This window comes from Cereibacter sp. Soil_C_27, from assembly GCF_057657095.1.
This window is the reverse complement of sequence record NZ_JBDGJD010000012.1, coordinates 21,988-45,123: the sequence shown is the minus strand read 5'-3', so window position 1 is coordinate 45,123 and position 23,136 is coordinate 21,988. Positions and strand designations below refer to the sequence as shown.

General features: G+C 63.5%; 21 protein-coding genes and 4 pseudogenes. 17 read left to right on the top strand and 8 right to left on the bottom strand.

Annotation, left to right across the window (positions count from 1 at the left end; all coding sequences use genetic code 11):
- The 4 genes from AC3A5Z_RS23280 to AC3A5Z_RS23265 all read left to right on the top strand — a co-directional run.
- Positions 1-298, top strand: a 298-nt coding sequence (locus AC3A5Z_RS23280; RefSeq protein WP_487521653.1) for a hydantoinase/oxoprolinase family protein, incomplete at its 5' end; no start/stop codon positions are given.
- 168 nt (positions 299-466) lie between these two features.
- The gene (locus tag AC3A5Z_RS23275; protein WP_487521652.1) at positions 467-925 is read left to right on the top strand and encodes a hypothetical protein; all 459 of its coding nucleotides are present in this window, start codon (positions 467-469) and stop codon (positions 923-925) included.
- Positions 909-2,063, top strand: coding sequence for a DSD1 family PLP-dependent enzyme (locus tag AC3A5Z_RS23270; protein WP_487521651.1), 1,155 nt, complete (start codon positions 909-911; stop codon positions 2,061-2,063). The genes AC3A5Z_RS23275 and AC3A5Z_RS23270 overlap by 17 nt, the downstream gene beginning before the upstream one ends.
- 56 nt (positions 2,064-2,119) lie before the next feature.
- Positions 2,120-2,797 (top strand): GntR family transcriptional regulator, encoded by a 678-nt coding sequence (locus AC3A5Z_RS23265; protein WP_487521650.1) that lies wholly within the window; start codon positions 2,120-2,122, stop codon positions 2,795-2,797.
- A gap of 133 nt (positions 2,798-2,930) precedes the next feature.
- Here AC3A5Z_RS23265 and AC3A5Z_RS23260 read toward each other — a convergent pair.
- The 3 genes and pseudogenes from AC3A5Z_RS23260 to AC3A5Z_RS23250 all read right to left on the bottom strand — a co-directional run.
- Positions 2,931-3,050, bottom strand: a pseudogene (locus tag AC3A5Z_RS23260) (IS5/IS1182 family transposase); the annotation flags it as partial.
- Positions 3,049-3,147: pseudogene (locus AC3A5Z_RS23255) on the bottom strand (IS5/IS1182 family transposase); the annotation flags it as partial. The pseudogenes AC3A5Z_RS23255 and AC3A5Z_RS23260, both read right to left, overlap by 2 nt.
- 115 nt (positions 3,148-3,262) lie before the next feature.
- The gene (locus tag AC3A5Z_RS23250; protein ID WP_487521649.1) at positions 3,263-4,372 is read right to left on the bottom strand and encodes an alpha/beta hydrolase; all 1,110 of its coding nucleotides are present in this window, start codon (positions 4,370-4,372) and stop codon (positions 3,263-3,265) included.
- Between the two features lie 478 nt (positions 4,373-4,850).
- Here AC3A5Z_RS23250 and AC3A5Z_RS23245 point away from each other — a divergent pair, with 478 nt between their 5' ends.
- The 3 genes and pseudogenes from AC3A5Z_RS23245 to AC3A5Z_RS23235 all read left to right on the top strand — a co-directional run.
- Positions 4,851-5,150, top strand: coding sequence for a transposase (locus AC3A5Z_RS23245; protein WP_487521648.1), 300 nt, complete (start codon positions 4,851-4,853; stop codon positions 5,148-5,150).
- Positions 5,147-6,076, top strand: a complete 930-nt coding sequence (locus AC3A5Z_RS23240; RefSeq protein WP_487521654.1) for an IS3 family transposase — start codon at positions 5,147-5,149, stop codon at positions 6,074-6,076. Before AC3A5Z_RS23245 ends, AC3A5Z_RS23240 begins: the two co-directional genes overlap by 4 nt.
- Before the next feature lie 34 nt (positions 6,077-6,110).
- Positions 6,111-6,296: pseudogene (locus tag AC3A5Z_RS23235) on the top strand (ISL3 family transposase); the annotation flags it as partial.
- A 162-nt stretch (positions 6,297-6,458) separates the two neighbouring features.
- On the opposite strand, the gene AC3A5Z_RS23230 reads toward AC3A5Z_RS23235, so the two are convergent.
- The gene (locus AC3A5Z_RS23230) at positions 6,459-7,394 is read right to left on the bottom strand and encodes a LysR substrate-binding domain-containing protein (protein WP_487521647.1); all 936 of its coding nucleotides are present in this window, start codon (positions 7,392-7,394) and stop codon (positions 6,459-6,461) included.
- Positions 7,395-7,526: 132 nt separating this feature from the next.
- Between AC3A5Z_RS23230 and AC3A5Z_RS23225 the strand changes: the two genes are divergently transcribed.
- The 9 genes from AC3A5Z_RS23225 (at position 7,527) to AC3A5Z_RS23185 (ending at position 15,607) form a co-directional block, all read left to right on the top strand.
- Positions 7,527-8,564 carry an ABC transporter substrate-binding protein gene (locus AC3A5Z_RS23225; RefSeq protein ID WP_487521646.1) on the top strand — a complete coding sequence of 346 codons (1,038 nt, stop codon included), beginning with the start codon at positions 7,527-7,529 and terminating at the stop codon, positions 8,562-8,564.
- A gap of 152 nt (positions 8,565-8,716) precedes the next feature.
- Positions 8,717-9,697 carry an ABC transporter ATP-binding protein gene (locus tag AC3A5Z_RS23220; RefSeq protein WP_487521645.1) on the top strand — a complete coding sequence of 327 codons (981 nt, stop codon included), beginning with the start codon at positions 8,717-8,719 and terminating at the stop codon, positions 9,695-9,697.
- Positions 9,694-10,554 carry an ABC transporter permease gene (locus AC3A5Z_RS23215; RefSeq protein WP_487521644.1) on the top strand — a complete coding sequence of 287 codons (861 nt, stop codon included), beginning with the start codon at positions 9,694-9,696 and terminating at the stop codon, positions 10,552-10,554. The genes AC3A5Z_RS23220 and AC3A5Z_RS23215 overlap by 4 nt, the downstream gene beginning before the upstream one ends.
- The gene (locus tag AC3A5Z_RS23210; protein WP_487521643.1) at positions 10,551-11,348 is read left to right on the top strand and encodes an ABC transporter permease; all 798 of its coding nucleotides are present in this window, start codon (positions 10,551-10,553) and stop codon (positions 11,346-11,348) included. The genes AC3A5Z_RS23215 and AC3A5Z_RS23210 overlap by 4 nt, the downstream gene beginning before the upstream one ends.
- Positions 11,345-12,457: an NAD(P)/FAD-dependent oxidoreductase gene (locus AC3A5Z_RS23205; protein WP_487521642.1), complete on the top strand. Its 1,113-nt coding sequence runs from the start codon at positions 11,345-11,347 to the stop codon at positions 12,455-12,457. The genes AC3A5Z_RS23210 and AC3A5Z_RS23205 overlap by 4 nt, the downstream gene beginning before the upstream one ends.
- Complete coding sequence (locus tag AC3A5Z_RS23200) at positions 12,454-12,750, top strand: (2Fe-2S)-binding protein (RefSeq protein ID WP_487521641.1); 297 nt, start codon at positions 12,454-12,456, stop codon at positions 12,748-12,750. The genes AC3A5Z_RS23205 and AC3A5Z_RS23200 overlap by 4 nt, the downstream gene beginning before the upstream one ends.
- Positions 12,747-14,132, top strand: a complete 1,386-nt coding sequence (locus tag AC3A5Z_RS23195) for an FAD-dependent oxidoreductase (protein ID WP_487521640.1) — start codon at positions 12,747-12,749, stop codon at positions 14,130-14,132. The genes AC3A5Z_RS23200 and AC3A5Z_RS23195 overlap by 4 nt, the downstream gene beginning before the upstream one ends.
- Positions 14,129-15,247, top strand: coding sequence for an NAD(P)/FAD-dependent oxidoreductase (locus AC3A5Z_RS23190; RefSeq protein WP_487521639.1), 1,119 nt, complete (start codon positions 14,129-14,131; stop codon positions 15,245-15,247). Before AC3A5Z_RS23195 ends, AC3A5Z_RS23190 begins: the two co-directional genes overlap by 4 nt.
- A 12-nt stretch (positions 15,248-15,259) precedes the next feature.
- Positions 15,260-15,607 (top strand): RidA family protein, encoded by a 348-nt coding sequence (locus AC3A5Z_RS23185; protein ID WP_487521638.1) that lies wholly within the window; start codon positions 15,260-15,262, stop codon positions 15,605-15,607.
- A 418-nt stretch (positions 15,608-16,025) separates the two neighbouring features.
- Here AC3A5Z_RS23185 and AC3A5Z_RS23180 read toward each other — a convergent pair.
- The 4 genes and pseudogenes from AC3A5Z_RS23180 to AC3A5Z_RS23165 form a co-directional block, all read right to left on the bottom strand.
- A pseudogene (locus AC3A5Z_RS23180) lies at positions 16,026-16,169 on the bottom strand (ATP-binding protein); the annotation flags it as partial.
- 497 nt (positions 16,170-16,666) lie between these two features.
- Positions 16,667-19,861, bottom strand: a complete 3,195-nt coding sequence (locus tag AC3A5Z_RS23175; RefSeq protein ID WP_487521637.1) for an efflux RND transporter permease subunit — start codon at positions 19,859-19,861, stop codon at positions 16,667-16,669.
- 117 nt (positions 19,862-19,978) lie between these two features.
- Positions 19,979-21,169, bottom strand: coding sequence for an efflux RND transporter periplasmic adaptor subunit (locus AC3A5Z_RS23170; protein WP_487521636.1), 1,191 nt, complete (start codon positions 21,167-21,169; stop codon positions 19,979-19,981).
- A gap of 60 nt (positions 21,170-21,229) precedes the next feature.
- Positions 21,230-22,024: an alpha/beta hydrolase fold domain-containing protein gene (locus AC3A5Z_RS23165; protein ID WP_487521635.1), complete on the bottom strand. Its 795-nt coding sequence runs from the start codon at positions 22,022-22,024 to the stop codon at positions 21,230-21,232.
- A 153-nt stretch (positions 22,025-22,177) separates the two neighbouring features.
- Here AC3A5Z_RS23165 and AC3A5Z_RS23160 point away from each other — a divergent pair, with 153 nt between their 5' ends.
- On the top strand, positions 22,178-23,086 hold the full coding sequence (locus AC3A5Z_RS23160) for a LysR family transcriptional regulator (protein ID WP_487521634.1): 909 nt from the start codon (positions 22,178-22,180) through the stop codon (positions 23,084-23,086).
- The last annotated feature ends 50 nt before the right edge of the window (positions 23,087-23,136 follow it).

Genomic DNA, 23,136 nt, shown 5'->3' with positions numbered 1-23,136 from the left:
CGACGAAACCCGAGGGGGGTCAAAATTGAACGCCGATCACCCCGCCAAGGGGGTCAATTTTGCACGCCTAATCACACCGATGGGGATGTCGGTCGAGCAGGCGGTGCACGGCGTCTTTACGCTGTCTTGCGTGACCATGATCCAGGCCATCCGCGCGGTGACCACCGAACGCGGGCAGGATCCGCGCGACTTTGCGGTGTTTGCCTTCGGGGGCAACGGGCCGCTGTTCGCTGCTGGCATCGCACAGACGCTTGGCTGCAAGACGGTGATCGTGCCCCCGGCGCCGGGGGTATTTTAGGCGCTAGGTCTGCTATGTGCGGAGGTCGAGATCCACAAGTCACGCAGCCACCGTGTCGAGGTTGGCCCCGAGACGATCGCCGAGGCCCGCACCCATCTGGCCACCATGGCGCTGGCGGCAGAGGCCGAGGCACAGGCACCGGGGGGCCGCGTCACAGCAACTGCGCGGATGCGCTATGCGGGGCAATCCTCGGACCTGCTGGTGGCGCTTGGCGACCCCGCGCTGCTGACGGCCGAGAGCGCGCGCGCCGCTTTCGTGGCCGAGCATGACCGGGTTTTCAAGTTCACCGCCCCTGCGGTTGAGCCTGTACGGATCACCGCCATCGAGGTCGCTTATGCCATCCCGGTCGGAGAGGTGGACCTTTCGCGGCGCCGGCTGACCGGCGAGGCGGCCGCGTCGCGGCAGCGCGCATGGTTCGGCGCGCATGGCTGGCTTGACGCACCCGTAATCCCGCGCACCGCGCTGGTCCGCGCCGAAGGGCCTTGCATTGTGATCGATCCCGATGCAACGACTCTGGTGCCGCCGGGGGCCGTGGCCCAGTTGACGGCGCTTGGCAGCATCGAGATCACCTTGCCCGACCTTGCAACCAATGAAGGGCCTGCCGCACGCCATGCCGAACTTGCCTGACAGCGACCCCTTCTGCCCGGCGCGGATCGGCGATCCGGTTTCGGAAATCGCCACGCCCGCGCTGGTCATCGATCTGGACGTTTTCGAAGCCAATGTCGCGCGGATGAAGTCCCATGCCGCGCGGCTGGGTGTCGCGCTTCGCAGCCATGCCAAGACCCACAAGTCCGCGGACATCGCCCGCTCTCAGGTGGCGGTGGGCGGAGCGGTGGGCATCTGCTGCCAGAAGGTGTCGGAGGCGCGGGCGCTGGTCGATGCCGGCGTGACCGATGTGCTGATCGCCAACGAGGTGTTCGGCGCGCAAAAGGTGGCGCAGCTTGCGCAGCTGGCGACGCGGGCACGCATCGCTGTCTGCGCCGATCATCCGGCGCAGATAGCGGCGCTGTCGGCTGCGGTTCTGGCCGAGCGCGCCACTGTGCCGGACCTGGTGCTTGACGTGCTGGTTGAGATGGATTGTGGCTCGCACCGTTGCGGCTCCGCGCCGGGGCAGGCGACCGTCGATCTGGCGCTGGCGATCAACCGAGCTCCGGGCCTGCGGTTCGCGGGGCTGCAAAGCTACTACGGTGCCGCGCAGCATATCTACGACCCGACCGCGCGGGCCGCGGCGCTGGCCGTGTCGTTGGAGCTGACTGCGCAGACGCGGGACGCCATCCGCGCCGCAGGGCTTGCCTGCGACCGCGTCACCGGCGCCGGGACCGGCAGCTTTGAAATCGAGGCTGCGTCGGGCGTCTATACCGAAATCCAGGCGGGCAGCTATGTGTTCATGGACGCCGATTACAACGGCGTGCGCAGCGCAGGCGGCGGCGTGACCGGCGGCTTTGAGCAGGCGCTGTTCGTGCAGGCGGCAGTGATGAGCACGCCGGCGCGAGGCCGCGCGATCTGCGATGCCGGGCTGAAGGCAAGTTCCGTCGACAGCGGCCTGCCGCAGGTGCATGGGCGGCCTGGCATCGGCTATCTCGGTGCGTCGGATGAACACGGCACGTTGGACGATCCCGAGGGCCTACTGTCGCTGGGGGATCTGGTTTGGCTGATCCCGGGCCATTGCGACCCGACCTGCAACCTTTACGACTGGTATGTGGGCGTGCGGAATGGCCGGGTCGAGGCGCTGTGGCCGGTGACGGCGCGTGGAAAGCTGGCCTGACCATGGCCGGCGATCGACGTCCCCGCCCGCAGATCGCCTCGCAGGTCGACAGCGCCGTGCATCTGCTGCGCGCCCGCATCATGGACCTGACCTTGGAGCCCGGAAGCCGCATCGACGAGCGATTGCTGGTCGAGGATTTCGGGCTTGGCCGCACCCCGGCGCGCGAGGCGCTGAACCGGCTTGCGGCCGAGGGGTTCGTGGACCTGCGGCTCAACCGGGGCGGGGCATTCGTTGCCCCGCTGGGGTTCGACCAGTTCGGCGAACTGATTGAGGCGCACCAGTTCTGTGAGGCAGTGCTGGCGCAGCGCCTGCAGATCGACCATCCGGGCCTGCTGGACGAACTGCGCGGCATTCAGGATCGATATGAGGCGGCGGTCAAGGCGCGGGATTTCCTGCGCATCACCGAGATCAACATAGAGTTCCACCTGCGCTTCTACGACACCATGCAGAACACGATCATCCGCGACTTCGCGCTGAAGGTGCAGCGGCTGGTGGCGCGGGTGCTGAACTACACCTATCGCCACGAGCTACCCGACGTGGCGCATCAGGACGAACAGTTCCGGATCAACCTCGCACAGCACCAGGAGATCCTGGACGCCGTCGCCGCCCGCGACCGCGCGCGGCTGGCGGTGCTGCTGCCTGAACATGCAAAATATGTGCAGTTCCGCCTGATTTGGCTGTTGAACCGTCGCGCCGTAGATCCGGAGGCGCTGCTGCGGGGAAAGCCGGCGTAACGCACCTCCGCAGTTTATGTCTCGCCTGTTGCACTCGGTGCGCAACTGCGGGTGATCTGCCTCCGCCAAGCTCCACTGGTCTTATCGGACATGGTGCGCGCGTTGTGGTTACGGCAAAAACTGATGCGCGGGTAACCGCTCCTTGGGCGCCGCGCTCGGCAATGGCATCGTGGCACTTGCGTGTGTCGTAGGCACCATCTGCCGTGACGCTGCAGATCTGCTCGCCCTCCGGGATCTGGCCGAGCAGGTCGGGGGTCGAACCAGATCGTCAGCGAGCCCCGGCGCTTGAGCGCTTCATTGTAGGGCGGCCAGTTCCTCGTCTTGTAGGTCGTGGGTGGAGGTCTGCTCATGCATCCCAGCTACCACGCTGGAGTCTCGAGATGAATCCCTCAAAGGATTTGTGCATCAGAGCCATGTTGAGCTTTCAGCGGGGCCGCCGGACGCGGCCCTAAAGATTCTTGCGGTTTACTTCGCAAAGGCTGCCTTCAGGTTCGTCGTTGCAAACATCATCGCCTCGACGGCTTGTGGAACAACACTTCCCATTCCGAAGAACTCATGTGTGACACCGTCGAGGTTTTTCATCTCGACCTTGCCGCCCGCCGCCACCAGCGCCTCGCCGTAAGCGATGCTTTCAGACCGCAGCGGGTCGATCTGTGCGGTGATCAGCGTTGCCGGCGCAAGTCCCGACAGATCGCCACGGGCCACCAGGTTGATCCGCGGATCTGCGGCGTCTTCCGTGGCCGCGAAAGCGTGATCCACGAACCAGGCCATGTCTGCCTTGCCAAGCGGCGCAGCATCAGCGTTTTCGACATAGGACGGAGTCGTCATGTCGTTGCCCGCGATCGGATAGACCAAAAGCTGGTGCAGAGGCTGGGTTATCTTGGCATCGCGCGCGATGATCGCCACATTTGCCGCAAGGTTGGCTCCCGCACTTTCGCCTGCAACTGCCATCCGTGCCGCATCGCCGTTGAGTTCAGCCGAGTTTTCGACAGCCCAAACATAGGCTGCGTAAGCATCGTCATGAGCGGCCGGGAACACATTCTCTGGTGCTTGACGATAGTGTGACGAAACAACCACCGCCTCTGCACCCAGCGAAAGCTGCCGGGCCGATGCGTCATAAGTATCGACGTCTGCAATGACCCAGCCGCCGCCGTGGTAGTAAACGATGAGCGGAAATGGCCCATCGCCAGCAGGAGTATAGACCCTGGCCATGATGTCACCGGCGGGACCTGGTATGACGATGTCACGGGTGGCGATCGCCGCGGCAGGTCCCGGCTCGATGCCCTTGTCTTTCATAACGGCGACCACGGCATCAGCAGGCGTCGGTTGTGCGCGCGCCTCTTCCACCGAAAGCGTGTGAAGTGGTTTCGCACCCAGATCTGCCAGTTTGTCGAGCACAGCGTTCATCTCAGGGGCTGGGGTCGCCGCCTTTGAAATCGATGTGGTAGGGGTTGCAGCCTCCTTAGTTGTCGCGTCAGCGCCTGCAGTCGTTGTGGTCTGCGCTGTGGCCGAGAACGGCAGGGCTAAGGCAAATGCTGATGTGAGCACAAACGCTGGAAACGATTTCTTGGTCATGTGGCATCCTCAGGTTACCAGGCACGAGAGGATGCACTGGTGATACCAGGTCAACCAACGGTGTGATGACAACGTTCCGACACTGAAGCGAGGTGCACGATCACTTTGTAGAGGTGGAGATCACCGCGTGATAGTTTCACCGAGGACGATGACGACCGAAGACCTGAGCGAACGCATACCTCTGCGAGCGGCGCGCCCGCCCGGAGGTCTGGCAAAATGCTCGCCAAGGGTCCCGCCCGGGAAATCGCAGCACTCGATGGGTCAGCTATTGCCGGCGTCTGCTCTGACACCCGATACCTCCTCCATCTGATACTGGAGTCCGGGCCAAGAAGAGCAGCGGAACATGAAGAGATCGAAGTTCACCGAAGAACAGATCATCGGGATCCTGCGCGAGCAGGGTCGACATATACGTTGGGCTGCCCCCCAGAAAAGTGGTCCTTCCCTGAGGTGGGTTTTCCAGCCAGATGGAGGACGAGAAATGCCCCTGAAGAAGCACAAGCCGGCGGAGATCGTGGCGAAGCTCCGGCAGCTCGACGTGCTGGTGTCGCAGGGCCGATCGGTGGCCGAGGCGGTGCGGTCGATCAGCGTGACGCAGTTCACCTACGACCGCTGGCGCAAGGAGTTCGGCGGCCTGAAGACCGACCAGGTGAAGTGGCTGGAGGAGCTGGAAAAGGAGAACGAGCGGCTGCGGAAAGCCGTGTCGGAACTCACGTTCGAGAAGCTGATCCTACGCGAGGCTGCCTCGGCAACCGAAGGTCCGCGTCAGCGAAACTACTGAGCCCCGCCCGCCGCCGAACCTGCATCGACCACGTCCGCCAGACGCTCGGCGTGTCGGAGCGGGTGGCCTGCCGCGTGCTGGGGCAGCATCGCTCTGCTCAGCGGAAGGCGCCGCGGGGCCGACCCGACGAAGAGGCGCTGACGGCCGACATCATCGCGCTGGCCAGCCAGTACGGCCGCTACGGCTATCGCCGGATCACCGCCAGGCTCCGCGAGGCGGGCTGGGTGGTGAACGTGAAGCGGGTCGAGCGGATCTGGTGGCGCGAGGGGCTCAAGGTCCCACAAGAGCAACCGAAGAAGGGGCGCCTGTGGCTGAACGACGGATCGTGCGTCCAGCTGCGGCCCGAACCCCCCAACCACCTATGGTCTTACGACTTCGTCGAAAGCCGGACCGTCGCCATCGTCGCTCGGACCGATGGCGCAATCGATGGCAACCGGGAGCAAGTTCCGCATGCTCAATGTCCTCGACGAGGTCACCCGCGAATGCCTTTCCATTTGCGTCGCCCGCAAGCTCAACTCCACCCACGTCATCGACGTGCTCTCCGAATTGTTCATCCTCCGCGGCGAGCCCGCCATATACGTTCCGACAATGGCCCCGAGTTCATCGCGACTGCGGTCAGGACCTGGATCGCCGCGGTCGGCGCCCGATGCGCCTTCATCGAGCCCGGCAGTCCCTGGGAGAACGGTTACTGCGAGAGCTTCAACTCGAAGCTCCGCGACGAACTGTTGAACGGAGAGATCTTCTACAGCGCGGCCGAAGCCCAGATCGTGATCGAATCCTGGCGCCAGCGTTACAACACAAGGCGCCCGCATTCATCGCTCGGCTACCGTCCTTCGGCACCACGGGAGGTGCAGTGGCCGGCTTCGCCACACGCACCCGCTACGCCGGCCACCTCAACCGGGGTGCCGAGACCGGTCATGCACTAAGTTTGAAACCGGACCACCCCATGGGGGCAAGCCAAGCCTGCTATCTTCCTTCGCCCGTGGTCTGCAAAAGGATCAAGCTGCCGTTTCCGCAGCCCTGAGCCAGCCGTGGTCGAATGGCCAGACCGAGGGTCAGATCAACCGCCTGAAACTCCTCAAACCCCAGATGTATGGCCGCGCCGGCGTAGCGCTCCTAAAGGCCCGTATCACCGCGGCTGCCTGAGACGGAAAGATCGACGTCATCAAAAGTGAGTCAGAGCCCGACGATTCCCCCCAGAGGTGGCATTAACCTCTAAACGTTGCTGGCAAATTCTTGTAACTGCCGGGGTCAGGCTTGGACTCCATAAGGGGGTAGGTTGGGCTCCTGTTCACACTTTTAGCACGATCACGTAGCCAAGGGGTCCCAATCAAGCGCCGTTACCTCATGTCGTGGTTGAGACAGTGCCTCACGGAGATAGACGAGGAAATTGTTCCGGATTGCGGATGCCGGGCGCAGCTTCGGGATGAGGAGATGAGCCTCGGTGTGGATGGCCGGGCGGAGGCGCGCCATCCGCAATCCGGTCGCCACCGGCCCCGTCGCCGTCAGGGGGCCGACCAAGGCGATGCCCGCACCGTCCCGCACGAAGCCGCAAACCGCAGCGGCAAGCGCCACGCGGCCGACGATCCGCCTGTTGACTCCCGCTTTCAGGAAATACTCGTCGATCATGATGCCCATCCGGTCATCATGCCCCATCGACACGAATTCTTCGCCTTCCATGTCGCGGGGGCGCAGTTCTTCGCGCGCCGCGAGGTGGTGATCGGGCGGCATGAGCACCACCAGATTTTCACGCAGGCAAGGCAGGGAGATGACATCGGGGTGGCGCACCGGCAGTATGCTGATCCCGACGTCGAATTGTTGCGCTATGGCCATGTCGCCCAACCGGGGGGAGGAGCGGATCAGAAGGGTGGAGGTAGCTCCCGGGTTCTGGCGGCGAAATCCATTGACGATTCCCGGCATCAGGTCGATCGCCAGAGCAGGATAGCAGGCGATGGTCAGCTTGGTATGCACCATGGCCTTGAGATCCTCGGCAATGCGCTTGAGCCGCGCAAAGTTGAGAAACAGATTCTCGGCTTCGTCCAGATACAGATGTGCTTCTGCGGTCGGCGTAACCCGCTGGCGCTGCCTCTCGAACAAGCGCAATCCGCACTCGGCCTCGAGGGACTGGATCAGTTTGCTGACCGCAGGCTGGGTAAGATGCAGAGCATCCGCAGCACGCGAGATGCTCCTTGTTTCCATAACCTCTTTGAATGCTTGAAGTTGTCGGAACGTCGGCATGATCATCATTCCTCTAGGTTATGAACTTCATATATTAATCAATTTGACTTTATAACAGATGAAAGTCCTCCTCGGATTGTGGGCTGACGTTCGGCGTGAGACCGAACTTCAGCAACATGCCAGACAGGGAGTCAGAAAATGAAAAAAATACTGGTAGCTACGACCGCTCTTGCAGGCGGGATCGCACTCGCAAGTGCTGCTGCGGCCCAGACCCGGACGCTCTACCTCGGGTCTTACGGGGGGTCGACCGAAACGCTGATGAAAGAACAGATCATCCCGCAGTTCGAGGCTGAGCATGACGTTCGGGTCGAGTATGTGGCGGGGAACTCCACAGAGAACCTTGCCCGGCTCCAAGCGCAGCGTGGGGCGCAGGAGCTTGATGTCGTGATGCTGGACGATGGCCCGATGTATCAGGCGATGCAGCTCGGCTTCTGCGGCAAGATTACCGACATCCCCAATCTCGAGCAAACCTATGACATCGCGCGCATGGGCGAGAACGCTCTGGGACTAGGGGTGGTGAGCACGGTCTTCGGCTATAACACTGAAGTGTTCGCAGCCAATGGCTGGGACGCGCCGACGAGCTGGGCCGATCTTGCCGATCCAAGATTTGCCGGTCGGCTCTCGATCCCGCCGATCTCCAACACCTACGGGCTGCACGCGCTCGTCATGCTTGCCCGGATGCAGGGCGGCAGCGAGACCGACATCGACCCGGGCTTCACCTATTTGGCGGAAACCGTGGGTCCGAACGTGCTGGCCTTCGAGGCGTCGCCCGGCCGCATGTCGGAATTGTTTCAGAATGAAGAGGTCGTTCTAGCCGTCTGGGGCAGTGGTCGGCTGGTTTCCCTGCAGGATACTGGCTATCCGGTGGAGATTGCTTACCCCAAAGAAGGTGGCGTGGCGCTGCTTATCGCGGGCTGCCCGATTGCCGACAGCCCCAACTTCGACTTGGCTCAGAAATTCTTGGATTTCCTGATCGAGCCGGAGAACCAAGCGCATTTCGCCAGCACCCAAGGCTGGGGCCCGGTGAACCGCAACGTGGAGCTTGAGCCAGATGTCGCGGCGCGGGTGCCCTACGGTCCCGAGCAGGTCGAAACTCTCGTGGCGATTGACTGGGACGTTGCGAATGAGAACCGTCAGGACTGGACCCGTCGCTGGGCGCGCGAAATCGAGCGTTAACGATGAGGCCGGGCGCGCCTTCTGATGGCGCGCCTCGCCGCGTGGGGGCCGCTTGTCCGGGGCCCTCACGTCTCTTCGTTTGTGAGGTGGCCTCAACAGGCCCCCGCGCCTCCGCCAACTGCCGGAACCGCGGCTTTCTGAAAGCGATCTGAATGAGTTTTCTTCAACTCAAGTCCCTGTCGAAGAAATTCGGCACCTTCACTGCGGTGGAGGATTTCAACCTCGATATCGCCAAGGGTGAGTTCGTCAGTCTGCTCGGCCCCTCGGGCTGCGGCAAGACGACCACGCTGCAAATGATTGCCGGCTTTCTCGAGCCGACGGCCGGGGGGATCAACGTGGAGGGCGAGGATCTCGTCGCCATTCCGTCAGCCAAGCGCAATATTGGCATCGTCTTTCAGTCCTACGCGCTGTTCCCGCATCTGACCGTGGCGCAGAACATTGCCTTCGGGCTGGAGATGCGCGGCGTGACCGTCATCGAGCGGGATCGGCGGATCGCGCGGGCTATCGACATCGTGCACCTGAAGGGCTTCGAGGCCCGTTATCCCAAACAGCTTTCCGGCGGTCAGCAGCAGCGAGTGGCCTTGGCGCGGGCCATCGTGATCGAGCCGCGTATCCTGCTGCTCGACGAGCCGATGTCGAACCTCGACGCGAAACTGCGTGAGGATATGCAGCTTGAACTTCGCCAAATCCAGCAGGATCTGGGAATAACCACCCTGTTGGTTACCCATGATCAGCACGAAGCGATGGCTTTGTCCGACCGCATTGCGGTGATGCACGGCGGCCGCATCGTGCAGGTGGGCGCGCCTTATGAGATCTACGAAAACCCGGCGGACAGTTTCGTGTCAACATTTCTCGGCAAGTCGAACCTGTTTCCCGACCCGACGTCTGCTGCCCGGCGGGTTTCGCTGCGACCGGAAAAGACGCGGCTGGTGTCCGCCGGGCAAGGCAGGCTGCAGGGTCGCGTGACCGCCTGTGTCTTCTTCGGGGCGCATTGGCTCTACCAGATCGAGACCGAGCATGGCCTCATGCTGGCATACGAACAAAACCTGGGCGCCGCCCGCGCGCAGGCGGGCGAACCGATTGGACTCGACTGGGATGCGGCGCATCTGCGCTATCCGGAGGGCCAGGCATGAGCCCCTCTTTGTCGCGCTCTCTTGCACCCTACTGGCTGAGTCTGCCTGCATTCGCGCTGTTCGCGGTGATGCTGTTCGTGCCCTTGATGATGACGGCGATGCTCAGCTTCTACAGCTTCGACTACAATCAGGGCATCCAGCCGAGCTTCTCCTGGCACAACTATGCCGATGTGGTCACCGACGGCTATTTTCACGAAATCTTCTGGCGCACCTTTCGATACGGGATAATCGTCACGCTGCTTTGCATCCTGATCGGGGTTCCCGAAGCCTACATCCTCAACCGGATGGGCTCGCCTTGGCGCGCGATCAGCCTGCTGGCAATCATCGGGCCGCTGCTGATCTCGGTGGTGGTGCGGACGCTCGGCTGGGTGATCCTGATGGGGAACAACGGGCTGGTGAACGAGGGGCTCAACGCTCTCGGCCTCGGGCGCATCCCGTTCATCTACACCGAGACCGGGGTGATCGTTGCGCTGGTCCATGTGATGATCCCGTTCATGATCATCTCGGTCTGGGCCGTGCTGCAAAAGGTCGATCCGGCCACCGAGAACGCCGCGGCCTCGCTGGGCGCCTCGCAGATGCGGGTGTTCTTCCGAGTGGTCGTTCCACAGGTCATCCCAGGCATCCTGTCGGGCGCGCTGATCGTCTTCTCCCTGACGACCTCGGCCTTTGCCACGCCTTCGATTATCGGCGGACGGCGACTGAAGGTGGCCTCGACGACGATCTACGACGAATTCCTCAACACGCTTGAATGGCCGCTCGGGGCCGCCATCGCAATCACCCTGCTGCTGGGGATCATGGCGATCATCATCGGCTGGAACCGGCTGATCGAGCGTCGCTACGCACAGGTGTTCCAATGAACCGTAACGGACCCGCCGCCCTGATCTTCCACACGCTGTTCCTCATCTTCATGGTGGCGCCATTGGCGGTAGTCGTCTGGGTGTCGTTCACGCCGCTGGGATACATCCAGGCGCCAACGACCGAGTGGTCGCTGCGCTGGTATCGCGAGATCTGGGCAAACACCGGCTTCATCCAGAGCTTCTGGCTCTCACTCGGCCTCGCCTTCGCCGCAGCCACGCTGTCGCTGGTGGCGGCGGTGCCTGCGGCGCTGGCCATTGCCCGCTACGACTTTCACGGACGCGGTGTTCTTACGGCGATCTTCCTGTCGCCGCTGATGATCCCGTCGGTCGTGCTGGGGATCGCCTTTTTGCGCTTTCTGACCGCCATCTCGATCACCGGCACGTTCTACGGGATGGTGCTGTGCCACGCGATCTTCGTGATGCCCTTCGTGTTGCGGCTGTCGCTGGCCTCCATCACCGGGATGGACCGGCAGGCCGAGCGCGCCGCGATTTCGCTCGGCGCATCGAACCTCACTACCTTCCGTAGAGTGACCTTCCCGATGATCCTGCCGGGAATGGTCGGGGGCTGGGTGTTGGCCTTCATCACCAGTTTCGACGAATTGACGGTGTCAGTCTTCATCGCCTCGCCGTCGCTGATGACCCTGCCGGTGCGGTTGTTCAACCACATCACCCAGACGACCACGCCGATTGTCGCCTCGGTCTCGGCGGTGATCATCTTCCTGTCGATGGCAGTGATCCTGATCTTGGAGAAACTTTACGGGCTGGATCGCCTGCTTGTGGGGACGAAAAGATGACAGCGATACTGAAGGTGGACGCCGTCGTGGTCGGCGGCGGGCTGGTGGGATCTGCGATTGCCTTCGGTCTTATGGAGCAGGGCCTCTCGACAGCCCTGCTGGACGAAGGCGATGTCGCGTTTCGCGCCTCGCGCGGGAACTTCGGCCTGGTCTGGGTTCAGGGCAAGGGCGACGGACGCTGGCAATATGCGCATTGGTCGCGCCGCTCGGCCGATCTGTGGCCCGGCTTCGCCGAGGACCTCAAGGCGCGGAGCGGCGTGGACGTGGAGTATGAGAAGCCCGGTGGCTACTACTTCACCATGTCCGAGGCCGAGCATGTCAGCCGGACCGAAACCCTCGAACGGATGCGCCGCGAGGTGCCGGGCGGCTATGACTTTGAGATGATGAAGCGCAACCAGCTGCTGAACATCTTTCCCGGTCTTGGCGAAGACGTGTTCGGCGCCTCCTGGTGCCCGCATGACGGGCATGCCAACCCGCTGTATCTGCTACGGGCCTTTCACGCTGCGATGAAGGGACGTGTCCAATATCTCCCGGGCGCCGCCACGTCGCGCATCAGCCGTGAGGGGGTAAGCTTCCGCGTTGAGGCGGGGCCCAACGTTGTGCTTGCGGAGAAGGTCGTGCTGGCCTCCGGGCTGGGGAACAAGGCGCTTGCGCCGATGGTCGGTTTGCGCGCCGAAGTAAACCCGCTGAAGGGGCAGATCCTCGTGACCGAACGTCTTGCCCCGAAGTTCGGCGGGCTGACGCTGAACGTGCGCCAGACTGGCGATGGCACCGTGATGATCGGCGACAGCCATGAGGATGCAGGTTTTCACACAGAAGCAAGTGTCGACATCGGGAAGTCCATTGCTGCGCGGGCCATGCGTCAGTTCCCGGCGTTGGGACAGGCCGGGATGATACGCCAATGGGCGGCGCTGAGGATCATGTCGCCGGACGGCTATCCGATCTACGAGCAGTCGGTCACGCAGCCCGGCGCCTTTGTCGTCAATTGCCACAGTGGCGTCACGCTGGCCGCCGCCCATGCCAGATCACTCGCCGTGCAGATCGCGGCGGGCCAGCTTGAGCCGCTGCTGGAGCCTTTTTACGGCGGACGTTTCGAGGAAAGACAATGAGCTTCACAAGAACCGCCTCCACGGCGCCCGTCGTCCATTTCAGTTTCGAGGGGGCGTCCGTGGAGGCGCGCAAGGGCGACAGCGTCGCCGCGGCGCTGCTTGCCGCCGGAGTAAGCCGTTTCCGCACCACGCCGAAGAAGGGTCAGCCCCGTTTGCCCTACTGCATGATGGGGGTGTGTTTTGACTGCCTTCTCGAGATCGACGGCGAAGCCAATCGCCAGGGCTGCATGATCGAGGTGCGCGAGGGGATGCAGGTTCGAAGGCAGGATCTGAGCCGGGAGGTGCAGCTGTGACATATGATCTGGTGATTGTTGGGGCAGGCCCTGCGGGGCTGGGTGCCGCCGCCGAGGCGCGCGGCGCGGGGCTGTCGGTGCTGGTGCTGGACGAGCAAACCGCTCCGGGCGGGCAGATCTACCGTCAGGTCGAGCGGATCACGGAGCGTGAGCCCGCCCGGGCCGAGGTGCTTGGGCCGGACTATGCCCATGGTGCGGCCCTCGTCGGCGAATTCCGCAAGAGTGGCGCCGATTATCTGCCGGAGGCGATGGTCTGGCAGATCGAGCCGGGCAAGGTCTGGTATCTGAAGAACGAACAGGCAGTGGGCGTGCGCGCCAAACGGGTGCTGATGGCCACCGGCTCCATCGAGCGGCCGATGACCCGGAAAGGCTGGACCCTGCCCGGGGTGATGAGTGCCGGAGGCGTGCAGATCCTGCTGAAGACGTCGGGGATTATTCCCGGTCCGGATACCGTGCTGATCGGCTCCGGCCCGCTACTCTATCTGATTGCCGGCCAGATCCTCAAGGCAGGCGGCAAGCTGCGGGCCATCGTGGAGACGGTGCCCTCGAGCCGCTACGCTGCGGCGGCCCGGCATCTGCCGGCAGCAATCGGCACAGGCTATCTCTCCAAGGGGGTGAAGATGCTCCTCGATCTGCGGCGCATGGGTGTCCGCATCTACCGCGGGGCGTCGGATCTGGAGGTGCTGGGCGAAAAGGCGGCCGAGGCGGTGAGCTTCCAGCACAAGGGGCGCAAGCTGACGCTCGCCACCAGCACCGTGGTGCTGCACGAAGGGGTGATACCGAACCAGCAGATCACCCGGCTGACCGAATGCGCCCATAAATGGAACGCGGCGCAGGCCTGTTTCGTGCCCGAGACGGATGTCTGGGGCAACGCCTCGGTCGAGGGTCTGATGATCGCCGGTGACAGCGCCGGGATCGGCGGCGCCTGGGCCGCGGAAGTCGGGGGCCGGCTGGCGGGACTGGAGGCGGCGCGCGCGGCGGGCCGACTGGACGAGGGCTCGCGCGACGCCAAGGCTCAGGCGCTGCTGACGCGCCACCGTGCCCTGACCAAGGGCAGGGGTTTCCTAGAGGTCCTCTATGCCCCATCCGCCCCGGTGCCACAGGACAATGACACCATCGTCTGTCGCTGCGAGGAGGTCACCGCCGGGCAGATCCGTGAGGCGGTGGCGATTGGCGGACTGGGCCCCAATCAGGTAAAATCCTACCTCCGCTGCGGCATGGGCCCCTGTCAGGGGCGTATGTGCGGCCCGGTGGTGAGCGCTCTCATTGCCGAGGTGCGCGGGGTGAGCGCCGACGAGGTCGGCTATTTCCGCATCCGCCCGCCTTTGAAGCCGATCCCGCTTTCGGCAATCGCCAACGCGGATCTCGGAGACGACAAGTGAGCAGCCCCGATGTCGTGGTGATCGGCGGCGGCCTGCATGGCTGCGCCACCGCGCTGCACTGCGCACGAGCGGGGCTGAGGGTCGAAGTGCTGGAGCGCGAAGCGGTGGGCCGTCACGCCTCCGGCGTGAATGCTGGTGGGGTGCGGCAGCTGGGGCGGCACTTTTCGGAAGTTCCGCTTTCGGTGCTGGCGATGCAGATGTGGCGGTCGATCGGCAATTATGTCGATGACGACTGCGGCTTTCAGCAGTCGGGCCAGATCAAGGTCGCCCAGACCGAAGAACATATGGCCGAAAATCGCGATCGGGTGGCGAAGCTGCGGGCGATGGGATTCGACCATGAGGAAGTGATCGGGCCGCGGGAGCTTCGGGAGTTGCTGCCCGCCGCCGCGGAAGGGCTACCGGGGGCTCTGATCTCCCGCGGGGATGGTTATGCCAATCCTTACCGCACCACCACGGCCTTCCGGCGCAAGGCGCAATCGCTAGGGGTCCGCTTTCACGAGGGGCGTCCGGCCATCGGGCTCGTTCGGCAGCGGGGCGGATTCCGGATCGAGACTGCCGGGGGTGCCTTGCAAGCCTCGCACGTGGTGAACTGTTCGGGGGCCTGGTCCGGAGACCTCTGCGCCAAGATGGGCGAAGCTGTGCCGCTGCGCGTCATCGCGCCGATGATGACGATCACCGGGCCGATGCCGCAATTCGTATCGCCTGTTGTGGGATATTCCGGCGCGCCACTGTCTTTCAAGCAATTTGCCAATGGCACGGTAATGGTCGGGGGCGGTTATTCCGGCGACCCGGATCTGGCGACCGGGCTCAGCCGGCTGAGATATGACCGCCTTGCCGTCAATCTGGGCACTGCCGTCGAGCTGTTTCCGATAATGCGCCACGCCCGGATCGTGCGACAATGGGCGGGTATCGAGGGCGAGATGCCCGACCTGGTCCCGGTAATCGGCCCGAGTTCCACCACCGAAGGCTTGCTGCACGCCTTCGGCTTTTCTGCTCATGGCTTCCAGCTCGGCCCGGTCGTGGGCTTGTTGATCGCCGATCTCATCCAGCACGGCAAGAGCCGGCTCGATCTTGCGGATTTCGCGATTTCGCGGTTTCGCATGTCCAGAACCTGAAAGGACCAGACCATGACAATCACCCGCAATCAACCAACCCCGATCATGCACCGCTCCGTGGTCCACAATGGTGTCGCCTATTTCGGGGGGGTGGTCGGCGCAGACCTGACCGCCGGAATGGAGGCCCAGACCCGCTCGATCACTGAGAGGCTCGACACTCTGCTTTCCGATGCCGGCACCGATCGGACGAAGTTGCTTACCGCCATGCTCTACATCACAGACATGTCGCTCAAGGGCGAGATGAACAAGGCATGGACAGACTGGATCGGCGGATCCGACCTGCCCACCCGCGCGACGATCGGCGTAAAGGATCTCGGCGAAGGCTGCTTGATCGAGGTAGTTATTTCCGCGGCGGTCTGAGCTAGATCTCGCCGATTGATGGGCTGCGCCAGTTCGTTTGATTGCCTCTGCCGGGCAGCGGCGAACTGGCCAAACATGCGTGCTGACCGCCCTCGCCGTAAAAGCGCGTTGGCTCAAATTTTTCGTGGACTACCGGATTGGCAGCATTGGGCGGTCGACTGCTTATCGACCTGTTCGAACCTCCGACAGCGCTGCCGTCAGGCCGAGGATGTGAACCGGCTTCATCTGTTCCGTAACGGGTCGCTTGCTTCAAGCGCAAATATCGTAAACGGTGCGCCGATCACACCTTGGCGGTGTAGTTCCACGGATGCCGATCGTCAATCTGGCTCTGCTTGTGCCCTTGGACCGTTGATTTCCACCCAGAACTGAGCCGGATTTTCCATCGAGAAGTGAGCCACCTCTGACCATGGATTCTGGGTCATGGCGGGCTCAAGGCATGATTTGTCTCCTGCTTCTTACGGGCTGCCGCGGATGAACTGGCCTTGAAACGGAAGCTATCGTTTCCGGTTTCCAGGAGGTGGCAGCGGTGGGTGAGGCGGTCGAGCAAGGCGGTGGTCATTTTTCGCATCGTCGAAGATGGACGAGGAACTTGTCCCGGATTGCCGATGCTGGGCGTGGCTTCGGGATGAGGAGATGAGCCTCGGTGTGGATGGCGGGGCGCAGGCGCGCCATCCGCGATCCGGTGGCCACCGGCCCCGTCGCCGACCGGGCCAAGCGAGGCCGCACTCATTCGCCTTCAGGATTATCGACCTTGACCAGCTCCGGTGTCTCGCCGGTACTTTAAGAATTGAAAGTGTGCTTGCTGGCTACGAAAACCCAGAGGGCCACCTTGCGTTTGGCGTGCGCTTCTTCGAGCGAGACCCAATTAGCTTACTTGAGCAGGTGTGCACCGGCCATACTCGGATTCGATCATGGAGCGGGGTGTTTGTGATGCGTCCCGGGGACAAGCTAACTGATGCTCGTTCCGATGAGCTGGGACCGCACCTATCGGAAGCCGTTGCCGTCGGCTTCCGATCCAGATGCCGACGGCCGCCAAACGATGCGCGGCCACCGGCGATGCTATTCTGCTACTACAGCACCTCTTCCCGTTTCGCTTTCAAAGACCTCGCCGTGCTGGATCAGCGCCCGGTTGCCTGCCACGCGACGCATCAGGACATAGAACACCGGGGTCATGAAGATGCCGAAGAAGGTGACCCCGATCATGCCGGAGAACACCGCGACGCCCATCGCCGAGCGCATTTCGGCACCCGCGCCGGTCGAGATGACAAGAGGGACGACGCCCATGATGAAGGCCATCGAGGTCATCAGGATCGGCCGCAGACGCTGGCGGCTGGCCTCGATGGCGGCCTGCACCGGGGTTCGGCCATCGAATTCTAGCTCGCGGGCGAATTCGACGATCAGGATCGCGTTCTTCGCCGAGAGCCCCACCAGCACCATCAGGCCGATCTGGGTGAAGATATTGTTGTCTCCCCCCGTCAGCCAGACGCCGGTCAGCGCCGCCAGCACACCCATCGGTACGATCAGAATGATGGCGATGGGCAGAGTCAGGCTTTCATACTGGGCCGCGAGCACCAGATAGACCAGCAGCAGGGCGAGGCCGAAGATGACGAAGCTGGAGCTGCCGGCGAGGATCTGCTGATAGGTCAGGTCGGTCCACTCGAAGCCGATGCCCGGCGGCAGGGTGTCCGCGGCGATGCGTTCGACAGCGGCTTCCGCCTGACCGGAGGAGAACCCCGGAGCCGGGCCGCCGTTGATGTCGGCGGCGAGGAATCCGTTGTAGCGCGTTGTCCGTTCGGGACCCGTGGTGCTCTCGACCTTCAGCAGGGCGGCCAGCGGAATCATCTCGCCCGATTGCGACCGCACCTGAAGCCGGCCGATATCCTCGGGCATGGCGCGGAACGGCGCATCGGCCTGGACACGGACGCTGTAGGTTCGGCCGAAGGCGTTGAAGTCGTTCACGTAGAGCGACCCGAGGTAGATCTGCAGCGTCTCAAAGACATCGGTGACCGCCACTCCGAGCTGCTGGGCCTTCGGCCGGTCGATGTCGGCATAGAGCTGCGGGACATTGATCTGGAAGCTGGAGAACAGACCTGCAAGCTCGGGGGCCTGGTAGGCCTGGGCGAGGAAGTCCTTTGTTGCTGCGTCGAGCGCCTGATACCCAAGTCCGGCCCGGTCCTCGATCTGCATCTTGAAGCCCCCGGTGGAGCCGAGGCCATTGACCGGCGGCGGGGGGAACATGGCGATGAAGGCGTCCTGGATGCCGGCATACTTCTGGTTCAGCTGCAGCGCGATGGCCTCGCCCGACAGCTCCGGCGAGGTGCGCTCGTCGAAGTCGTCAAGCACGGCAAAGACGATCCCGGAGTTTGAGCCAATGGTGAAGCCGTTGATCGACAGGCCGGGGAAGGCGATGGCATGGGCAACGCCCGGTTGCTCCAGCGCGATGGCGCTCATCCGCTCGATGACGTCTTCGGTGCGATCCAGCGTCGCTCCGTCGGGAAGCTGGGCGAAGCCGATCAGATACTGCTTGTCCTGCGCCGGCACGAACCCGCCAGGCACTGCATTGAAGACGGAATAGGTGCCACCGACGAGGGCCAGATAGACCACCATGACCACGGTTTTGCGCGACAGGAGTCTTCCGACGCCCTTGCCGTAGGTCTCTGAGGCCAAACCGAACAGCCGGTTGAAGCTGCGGAAGAACCAGCCAAGGGCGAAGTCCATGCCGCGGGTCAGCCGGTCCTTCGGCGCGTGACGGTCCTTCAGCAGCAGCGCGGCCAGAGCGGGCGACAGCGTGAGGGAGTTGATGGCCGAGATCACCGTCGAGATGGCGATGGTCAGCGCGAACTGGCGGTAGAACTGGCCGGACAGCCCGCTGATGAAAGCCAGCGGCACGAAGACCGCGACCAGCACCAAGGCGATAGCGATGATCGGCCCGGACACTTCGCGCATGGCGCGATAGGTGGCCTCCCGCGGCGTGAGCCCGAGATCGATGTTGCGCTCGACATTCTCGACCACGACGATGGCGTCGTCGACGACGATGCCGATGGCCAGCACCAGCCCGAACAGCGTCAGCGCGTTGATCGAGAAGCCGAAGGCATACATCACGGCAAAGGTGCCGATGATCGACACCGGGACCGCGATCAGCGGAATGATGGAGGCGCGCCATGACTGCAGGAAGACGATGACGACCAGCACGACCAAGGCGACCGCCTCGAACAAGGTGTGGATGACCTTCTCGATGGACGAGCGCACGAAATTGGTCGTGTCATAGACGATCTCGTATCGGACCCCCTCGGGCATGGCGACCTGCAGCTCGTCCATCGTGGCATAGATCTGGTCGGCAATCTCGATCGCGTTGGATCCGGGCGCCTGCAGGACGGCAATGGCGACAGCCGGCTGGCCGTCGAGCAAGGACCGCAGGGTGTAGTCCGCCGCGCCCAGCTCGACTCGGGCCACATCCCGCAGCCGGGTGATCTCGCCATTCGCGCCGGTCTTGACGATGATCTCGCCAAACTCCTCGGGCGTGCCGAGACGGCCCTGCGCATTCACGTTCAGTTGCAGCTCGGTGGTGGACGGGGAGGGCGATGCACCGATGATGCCTGCCGCCGCCTGGACGTTCTGCTGACGGATAGCGTTGGTGATGTCGCTCGCGGCGAGACCATGCTGGGCGGCCTTCTCTGGATCGAGCCAGACGCGCATCGCGTAGTCACCGGCCCCGAAGACCTGCACCTGACCCACACCCTCGATGCGCGCCAGCCGGTCCTTGACGTTCAGCGTGGCATAGTTGCGCAGGTAGGTGATGTCGTAGCGGTCGGTGTCAGACACCAGATTCACCACCATGATGAAATCGGGCGAGCTCTTGACCGTGGTGACGCCAAGCGCGCGCACCTCGGCGGGCAGGCGAGGCTCGGCCTGCGCCACACGGTTCTGGACCAGCTGCTGCGCCTTGTCTGGATCGGTGCCCAGCTTGAAGGTGGCCGTCAGAGTCAGCACCCCGTCCGAGGTGGCCTGACTGTTCATGTAGAGCATGTCCTCGACGCCGTTGATTTGCTCTTCAAGCGGCGTGGCGACCGTCTCGGAAATGACGACCGGGTTTGCGCCCGGATAGACCGCGCGGACGACGATCGAGGGGGGCACGACTTCCGGATATTCCGAAATCGGCAGGGCTCTCATGCCGATGAGACCTGCCACGACGATGAGGACCGACAGCACGCCAGCGAATACCGGGCGATCGATGAAGAATCTCGAGATACTCATTTCCAAGCCCTTTCCAGGACAAACTGCATGAGGGGACCGGGCCAGCGAATGTCTCCGCAGACGGACCGGGGGTTTTGCGGATGTTTGCGAAGAGCCTCTGGCTCCCCGCGACAGCCGTTATTTCAGGGCGGCGACGACATCATCGGTCTGCGGGGCGACGACCGTGCCCGGGGCGATGCGTTGCAGACCGTTCACGACCACCCGGTCGCCCGGAGCGAGCCCGCTCTCGACGATCCGCGCGCCCTCTGCAGTGCCTCCGAGATGGACGAGGCGGTAAGCCACGGTGTTGTCGGCACTGATGACGTAGACGAATTTCTTGTCCTGATCGGTGCCGACGGCCCGTTCACTGACAAGGATCCGCTTCTCGGCCTGCGGCTCACCCATGCGGATCCGCACGAACTGGCCGGGGATCAATCTGCCACCCGGATTGTCGAACACGGCGCGGACGCCGATGGTGCCGCTTGCCGCATCGACATGGTTGCCGATGAACTGCAATTTGCCGGTGATCGGCGCGCCGTCTTTCACTGCCGAGCCGATCTCGACGGGGATATCTTCAAGCCAGGTGCCTGCGGTATCCGATGCGCGAAGTGTCGCGAGGATCTGTGCGGCAACCTCTTCGGCGACGTCGAAGCTCGCATAGATCGGATCGACCGACACCAGAGTGGTCAGGGCGGCCGAGGCGGACCCGGCGGCGACCAGATTGCCCACAGTGATCTCCACCTTGCCGATCCGACCGGTCACCGGCGCGTGGATCCGGGTATAGCTGAGTTCCAGTTGCGCGGATTGCAGGACGGCCTCTGCCGATTTTCGGGCCGCCTGCGCCTCGGCGACCGCGTTCGCGCGCTGGTCGAGGATGCTTTGCGAGATCGCCTGGTTCTGGGACAGCGACTTGCCGCGCTCAAGTTCGATCCGGGCCAGGCTGAGCCTTGCCTCGGCTGATGCCAACTGCCCTTCTGCCTGCGAAACGGCCGCCTGATAGGGGGCGGGGTCGATGGTGAACAGAAGGTCGCCCTTTTTCACCATTGAGCCTTCGCGGAAGTCCACGGACTGGATGGCCCCTGCGACGCGGGAGCGGATGTCAACCCGGTCGACCGCTTCGAGCCGCCCCGAAAACTCCTGCCAGGTGCTCACGTCGCGCGCCTCCATGACGGAGATGGTCACCGGCACAGCCGGGGCTTCCGCCGCCACATCCGCCGCCACGGCTTTTGGGCTCAGCGGCATATCGATGAAGACGGCGGCGGTCGAGAGCAAAGCAGCCGTTCCAAGCCCGGTGCCCACGAGGGCCCAGCGTTTGATTGTCGATGTCATGATGGTCTCCTTGGGGGCTTTCGGATGCCGGAGTGGGTCAGCCTTCGTCGGGCCAGCTCACTACGGGCTGAGATCTCGGATAAAACTGGAAAAGTGCCGACCCACGGCCTCTTGCCAGGTCGGTGGGTTGGAGACCGCCCCGCCATAGATGGAGGGCCAACCCGACGTGGCGGGCAGGGTATGCTGGTGAACGCCGACCCCGGCATCTGTCAGGTGTCTGGCGAACCCTCGGGTCTCGTCCCGCAACGGATCGTCGTCGGAGGTCAGCACCAAGGCCGGTGCCACGCCGCCGAGGCGGGAACAGGTGCAGGGCGCGGCGTAGGGGTGACAGATCCCGCCGCTCAGGTAATGCGCCCAGCCAGCCTCCCAAGTGCGACGCATGCCGACGTCGTCCGCACTGCGGAAGGAGGCCGAGCCCATGAAGGGATCGAGCAGGGGCGAGGCGAGCACCTGACCGTCCAGTTCGCTGGCGAAATGGTCTCGCGCCTTCAGCGCGACCGCCGCCGCGACATTCGCACCGGATTCCACGCCGCCGACGATCAGCAGCGACTTTCGGTCGCCAAAGCCCGCTCGTTTCTTCGCAAGCGCGGAAAAGACCGCAAAGCCCACTTCCAGCGGTTTCGGAAAGACCCCGCCGAGTAGCGCGTTGTAGTCGGGCACCACGACAGTGGCCCCTGCCTCCGCGAGACAGCGTGCCAGCGGACAGTCCTGAAGGCCGGAGCGGAGGAAGGCTCCACCGTGGAAATACAGAAGAACCGATGTACACGTTGTCGAGCCTGCGCGCTGATAGATCTGTGCGGAGACGTCGCCGACGGCCACCTTCTCGAGTATCATGTGCTTCACGTTGACAGTCATGGCGCGGGTTATCCAAGGTTGATGCTGCGGACATTATGCCCTGACCAATCTTCCTAGTCGGCAATCTAGCCTTGTTCGCCGTTTTGAATAAGATAGTATTTCCTGATTACACTATTCTCTATTTCGAACAATGACGGAGGCGCTAGACCACAGATGGATCAGCTGTCGGCGATGCGTGCCTTCCTCCGGGTTGTAGAGACAGGCAGCTTCACCAGAGCCTCCGCAGGGCTCGGCCTGCCGAAGGCGACGATGACCAACCTCATCCAGAACCTCGAGGCGCATCTGAAGACAAAGCTGCTCAACCGGACGACGCGGCGGGTGATGGTGACGACCGACGGGGCTCTCTACTATGAGCGGGCGCTGCGCATCGTGGCAGAGGTCGACGAGTTGGACGCCAGCCTGTCCCAGTCCCAGGTGACCCCCGGAGGACGCCTGCGGGTGGAGATGGCCGGCATCTTCGCCGACTGGATCGTCATTCCCGCCCTGGCGGAGTTCAGCCGGACCTATCCCGACATCCAGATCGATCTCGGCGTTGGCGACCGGACTGTCGACTACTTGGCCGAAAACGTCGACATCGCCTTGCGCGGGGGCCAACCTGCGGATCAGTCGCTCATCGCGCGGCGTGTGGGTCAGCTGGACCTGGTCCTCTGCGCCGCTCCCGGATACGTGGAACGACTGGGTGTGCCGCGGCATCCGGCAGACTTCGAGCAGGGCCATCACTGCGTCAGCTACTTCATGCCGCCGAGCAACCGGATCATGCCGTTCACGTTCGACAGGGGCGAGGAACGCGTCGAGATCGTTCCGCACTATGTCCTCTCGGTCAATGATGCGCGCAGCTACATGGCGGCGGTTCTGTCTGGCTTGGGGGCTGGCCAATTGCCGCGCGTCATGGCGGCGGATCATCTGACCAGCGGTAGCCTCGTGGAGTTGCTGCCGGCCTGGGGCGTGAAGGAGATCCCGCTCTATGTGGTCTATCCGCCGAACCGCCACCTCAGCAACAAGGTCAGGGTCTTCGTCGATTGGCTGGTGCGGCTGATCGGCGAGATGGGCCTTGATGCGTAGCAACCAACGGCGCCGGAGCGCGTCGTCAAGCTCTGATGCAGAGCAAGAAT

Coding starts and splice junctions, on each gene's coding strand:
- AC3A5Z_RS23275 (WP_487521652.1), top strand. CDS start 467: ATGCGCTATGCGGGGCAATCCTCGGACCTGCTGGTGGCGCTTGGCGAC.
- AC3A5Z_RS23270 (WP_487521651.1), top strand. CDS start 909: ATGCCGAACTTGCCTGACAGCGACCCCTTCTGCCCGGCGCGGATCGGC.
- AC3A5Z_RS23250 (WP_487521649.1), bottom strand. CDS start 4,372: ATGACCAAGAAATCGTTTCCAGCGTTTGTGCTCACATCAGCATTTGCC.
- AC3A5Z_RS23245 (WP_487521648.1), top strand. CDS start 4,851: ATGCCCCTGAAGAAGCACAAGCCGGCGGAGATCGTGGCGAAGCTCCGG.
- AC3A5Z_RS23230 (WP_487521647.1), bottom strand. CDS start 7,394: ATGATCATGCCGACGTTCCGACAACTTCAAGCATTCAAAGAGGTTATG.
- AC3A5Z_RS23225 (WP_487521646.1), top strand. CDS start 7,527: ATGAAAAAAATACTGGTAGCTACGACCGCTCTTGCAGGCGGGATCGCA.
- AC3A5Z_RS23220 (WP_487521645.1), top strand. CDS start 8,717: ATGAGTTTTCTTCAACTCAAGTCCCTGTCGAAGAAATTCGGCACCTTC.
- AC3A5Z_RS23215 (WP_487521644.1), top strand. CDS start 9,694: ATGAGCCCCTCTTTGTCGCGCTCTCTTGCACCCTACTGGCTGAGTCTG.
- AC3A5Z_RS23210 (WP_487521643.1), top strand. CDS start 10,551: ATGAACCGTAACGGACCCGCCGCCCTGATCTTCCACACGCTGTTCCTC.
- AC3A5Z_RS23205 (WP_487521642.1), top strand. CDS start 11,345: ATGACAGCGATACTGAAGGTGGACGCCGTCGTGGTCGGCGGCGGGCTG.
- AC3A5Z_RS23200 (WP_487521641.1), top strand. CDS start 12,454: ATGAGCTTCACAAGAACCGCCTCCACGGCGCCCGTCGTCCATTTCAGT.
- AC3A5Z_RS23185 (WP_487521638.1), top strand. CDS start 15,260: ATGACAATCACCCGCAATCAACCAACCCCGATCATGCACCGCTCCGTG.
- AC3A5Z_RS23175 (WP_487521637.1), bottom strand. CDS start 19,861: ATGAGTATCTCGAGATTCTTCATCGATCGCCCGGTATTCGCTGGCGTG.
- AC3A5Z_RS23170 (WP_487521636.1), bottom strand. CDS start 21,169: ATGACATCGACAATCAAACGCTGGGCCCTCGTGGGCACCGGGCTTGGA.
- AC3A5Z_RS23165 (WP_487521635.1), bottom strand. CDS start 22,024: ATGACTGTCAACGTGAAGCACATGATACTCGAGAAGGTGGCCGTCGGC.
- AC3A5Z_RS23160 (WP_487521634.1), top strand. CDS start 22,178: ATGGATCAGCTGTCGGCGATGCGTGCCTTCCTCCGGGTTGTAGAGACA.